Raw genomic sequence first — 4149 nt, forward strand, 5'->3', positions numbered from 1 at the left:
ATCGAGATCGGCAAGTCGGAAGGCGCCAAGCTCGCCTTCGGCGGCGAGGTGATCTCGCGCGACACGCCCGGCTTCTACCTGCAGCCGACGCTGTTCACCGAAGCGACCAACCAGATGCGCATTTCGCGCGAGGAGATCTTCGGACCTGTGGTCTCGGTAATCCGGGCGAAGGATTACGACGAGGCGCTTGCCGTTGCCAACGACACGCCGTTCGGCCTTTCTGCCGGCATCGCCACGACCAGCCTGAAGCATGCCACGCACTTCAAGCGCAATTCCGAGGCCGGCATGGTGATGGTCAACTTGCCGACGGCAGGCGTCGATTTCCACGTGCCGTTCGGCGGCCGCAAGGGCTCGTCCTACGGCCCGCGCGAACAGGGCAAGTACGCCGCCGAATTCTACACAACCGTCAAGACCGCCTACACCCTGGCTTGAGACAAGTGCGATAACCCGGGCCGTACGGGGCGGTCCGGCGATATCCTGAAGGATAGAGACGATGAAAAAGAAAGCGGAATGGCCGCGCAGGCTGAGGTCGCAGGAATGGTACGGCGGTACGAGCCGCGACGTGATTTATCACCGCGGCTGGCTTAAGAACCAGGGTTATCCGCACGACCTGTTCGACGGCCGGCCGGTGATCGGCATCCTCAACACCTGGTCGGACATGACCCCGTGCAACGGTCATCTCAGAGAGCTCGCCGAGAAGGTGAAGGCGGGCGTATGGGAGGCCGGCGGCTTCCCGCTTGAGGTGCCGGTGTTCTCGGCATCCGAAAACACTTTCCGTCCGACCGCGATGATGTACCGCAATCTTGCTGCGCTGGCGGTGGAAGAGGCGATCCGCGGCCAGCCGATGGATGGCTGCGTATTGTTGGTCGGCTGCGACAAGACCACGCCATCGCTTATCATGGGGGCGGCCTCCTGCGACCTGCCCTCGATCGTCGTCACAGGCGGACCGATGCTGAACGGCTATTTCCGTGGTGAACGCGTCGGATCGGGCACGCATCTGTGGAAGTTTTCCGAAATGGTGAAGGCCGGCGAGATGACGCAGGCCGAATTTCTCGAGGCGGAAGCCTCGATGAGCCGTTCGTCCGGCACCTGCAACACCATGGGCACCGCCTCCACCATGGCTTCCATGGCCGAGGCGCTCGGCATGGCGCTCTCCGGCAATGCTGCGATCCCGGGTGTCGATTCCCGCCGCAAGGTCATGGCGCAGCTGACCGGCCGGCGTATCGTGCAGATGGTCAAGGACGACCTGAAGCCCTCCGAGATCATGACGAAGCAAGCCTTCGAGAATGCCATCCGCACCAACGCGGCCATCGGTGGATCGACCAATGCCGTCATCCACCTGCTCGCCATCGCCGGCCGTGTCGGCATCGATCTTTCGCTTGATGACTGGGACCGCTGCGGCCGTGATGTCCCGACCATCGTCAACCTGATGCCGTCGGGCAAGTACCTGATGGAGGAGTTCTTCTATGCCGGCGGCCTGCCGGTGGTGCTGAAGCGCCTCGGCGAGGCGGGCCTCCTGCACAAGGATGCGCTGACGGTATCCGGCGAAACCGTCTGGGACGAGGTCAAGGACGTCGTCAACTGGAACGAAGACGTTATCCTGCCGGCCGAAAAGGCGCTGACAGCTTCGGGCGGCATCGTCGTGCTGCGTGGCAACCTCGCGCCGAAGGGCGCGGTGTTGAAGCCTTCGGCGGCTTCGCCGCATCTGCTGGTGCACAAGGGCAGGGCTGTTGTCTTCGAGGACATCGACGACTACAAGGCCAAGATCAACGACGATAACCTCGACATCGACGAAACCTGCATCATGGTCATGAAGAACTGTGGGCCGAAGGGTTATCCCGGTATGGCCGAGGTCGGCAATATGGGGCTGCCGCCGAAGGTGCTGAAGAAGGGCATTCTCGATATGGTGCGCATTTCCGACGCCCGCATGTCCGGAACGGCCTACGGTACCGTCGTCCTGCACACCTCGCCGGAAGCGGCTGTCGGCGGGCCGCTGGCGGTCGTGAAAAACGGCGACATGATCGAGCTGGATGTGCCGAACCGTCGTCTGCATCTCGACATTTCCGAGGATGAACTGGCGCGGCGGCTCGCCGAATGGCAGCCGAACCATGATTTGCCCACATCCGGCTATGCCTTCCTGCATCAGCAGCATGTCGAAGGGGCAGATACTGGCGCCGACCTCGACTTCCTCAAGGGATGTCGCGGAAATGCGGTCGGCAAGGACAGCCACTAGCGCGGCTCAATCCGTAACGAGAAAAAGGCGGGGCATGACCCCGCCTTTTTCTTTGCACTTGTTGAATACGGAAATGGCTCTATATTCCGTATAGATGTACAGGAGATATAGTCATGTCCAAGATGGTCGGTGCGGCGGAGTTCAAGGCGAAATGCCTGAACCTTATCGATCAGATGGGGAAGGACGACGAATCAATCGTCATCACCAAGCGCGGCAGGCCAGTTGCCGTGCTTTCGCCGGTACATGATACTAGCGGACGCAGGAGTGTTCTCGGCGCGATGAAGGGCAGCGTATTGCGTTATGACGATCCGCTGTCTCCGGCTGCTGAAGCGGAAGATTGGGACGCCGTTCGTTGATCGTCATCGACACACATATCCTCGTCTGGGCAATGCAGGACGATGCGCGCCTCGGTTCGCAAGCCCGGCGCATCATCGACGAGATGACGGAGAAAAGCCAGATTCTGGTTTCGGCGATTACACCTTGGGAAATCGCGTTGCTTGTGCAGAAGGGACGCCTGGCGCTCGGCGACGATGTCGGTCGATGGATCGATAGCGCGCTGTCTCTGCCCGGTATCCAGCTCGCACCGATTGAGCCTCCCATCGCAATAGACAGCGTTCGGCTGCCTGGCGAGTTTCATGCCGACCCCGCCGACCGCATCATCGCTGCCACAGCCCGCTTTCATCGCGTCCCGTTGCTGACGGCCGACCAGGCGATCCTCAGCTACGGCGCGCGCGGGCACCTCCAGGTTCTTGCAGCGGGATAGGCTTTGGGTGGGGCCGAAATACACCAAGCGTCGCCGCAGACAAGCTTGTGCCTGCGGCCTTAAAATTGAGTTAGTGACAAACGGCAGTTATGGCGTGCGCCGCGTGCCAGAAGCAGGCGGAATTTCGGCACCGTCGGTCTCTATATTCAAGTCCAACATGTTTGGTTCGCGACGACCTCGGCAGCTATTCTATCGGCCCCACCGCAGGGCGCGGTAAAGCTGTCTTTATGCTCCGCTCAGCTCTGACTCTGGCTCTGCATCTGTCCGCCGTCCTCTACCTTCACGGTGACCGACAGCGTTTCGCCCGGCGTGCCGATGCGCATGCCTGAAATCGGCGCGGCATCGCGATAGCAGAGACCGGAGGCGACTCTGATGTAGCGAGCATCCGGGCAGATCTCATTGGCGGGATCGAAGCCGACCCAGCCGAGGCCGGGAATATGGGCCTCGGCCCATGCATGGGTCGCAGCCTGTTCGATCTTTTCCTCCATCATCAGATAACCGGAGATGTAACGCGCCGGCACCTGCAGCGCGCGGGCTGCGGCAATGAAGATGTGCGCGTGGTCTTGGCAGACGCCGCTCCTCCTCTCCAACGCCTGTTCGGCCGTTGTCTCGGTGTTGCTGGTGCCGGGCTTATAATCGACCGTCTCGTGGATCGCCGCCATCAGCGCATGCATGCGGGCAAGCTCATTGTCACCGCTGACGCCCTTGATCAGTTCCTTCACCAGCTTGCCGCCCTTGGTCAGCGGCGTGTCGCGCAGGAAGAGCCAAAGCGGGCAAAAGCCGGTATGCGGACCGGTGACGCCGTTATTGTCCTCGGTCTCGACTTCGCCTTCGGCCAGGATGCGCGTTACGTCCTGCTCGCCTTCCAGCGAGACCAGATTGACATGATTGCCGTACTGGTCGTCATATTCTACTTCCGGCGTGGCACCTTCGACTTTCAGAGACCAGCCGAGCACTTTCTGAGCTGATGTCGTTGGTGGCGTCAACCGCAGCCGTTGCAGCGAGAATTGCGCCGGTTCGTCGTAGCGGTATTCGGTGAGGTGGCTGATCTTCAGTCTCATATTGTTATCCGCTTATACATAAAACCGGTAGCCGTCGGAAATTTCCGCGCCGAGCTTGTTGTTGCGCGCGACGAAATCCTCCAGGAACTCGT

5 protein-coding genes are annotated in these 4149 nt (G+C 61.0%); 4 read left to right on the forward strand and 1 reads right to left on the reverse strand.

Going from position 1 to position 4149, the window contains the following annotated elements:
• The 4 genes from FY112_RS01150 to FY112_RS01165 all read left to right on the forward strand — a co-directional run.
• The coding region (locus tag FY112_RS01150; RefSeq protein WP_151517429.1) for an aldehyde dehydrogenase family protein at window positions 1–432 on the forward strand (432 nt) is incomplete at its 5' end.
• A gap of 61 nt (window positions 433–493) precedes the next feature.
• Entirely contained in the window at window positions 494–2233 is a 1740-nt protein-coding gene (araD, locus tag FY112_RS01155; RefSeq protein ID WP_151517430.1) for an L-arabinonate dehydratase, read from the forward strand.
• 113 nt (window positions 2234–2346) lie between these two features.
• The gene (locus FY112_RS01160; RefSeq protein WP_151517431.1) at window positions 2347–2589 is read left to right on the forward strand and encodes a type II toxin-antitoxin system prevent-host-death family antitoxin; all 243 of its coding nucleotides are present in this window, start codon (window positions 2347–2349) and stop codon (window positions 2587–2589) included.
• Window positions 2586–2996 carry a type II toxin-antitoxin system VapC family toxin gene (locus FY112_RS01165; RefSeq protein WP_017961599.1) on the forward strand — a complete coding sequence of 137 codons (411 nt, stop codon included), beginning with the start codon at window positions 2586–2588 and terminating at the stop codon, window positions 2994–2996. Before FY112_RS01160 ends, FY112_RS01165 begins: the two co-directional genes overlap by 4 nt.
• A 236-nt stretch (window positions 2997–3232) precedes the next feature.
• Here the strand turns inward: FY112_RS01165 and FY112_RS01170 are convergent, their stop codons facing one another.
• Window positions 3233–4057: a transglutaminase family protein gene (locus FY112_RS01170; protein WP_017961598.1), complete on the reverse strand. Its 825-nt coding sequence runs from the start codon at window positions 4055–4057 to the stop codon at window positions 3233–3235.
• Window positions 4058–4149 lie beyond the last annotated feature (92 nt).

The organism is Rhizobium sp. PEPV16, from assembly GCF_008919455.1.
GTDB classification, from domain to species: Bacteria; Pseudomonadota; Alphaproteobacteria; order Rhizobiales; family Rhizobiaceae; genus Rhizobium; species Rhizobium leguminosarum_Q.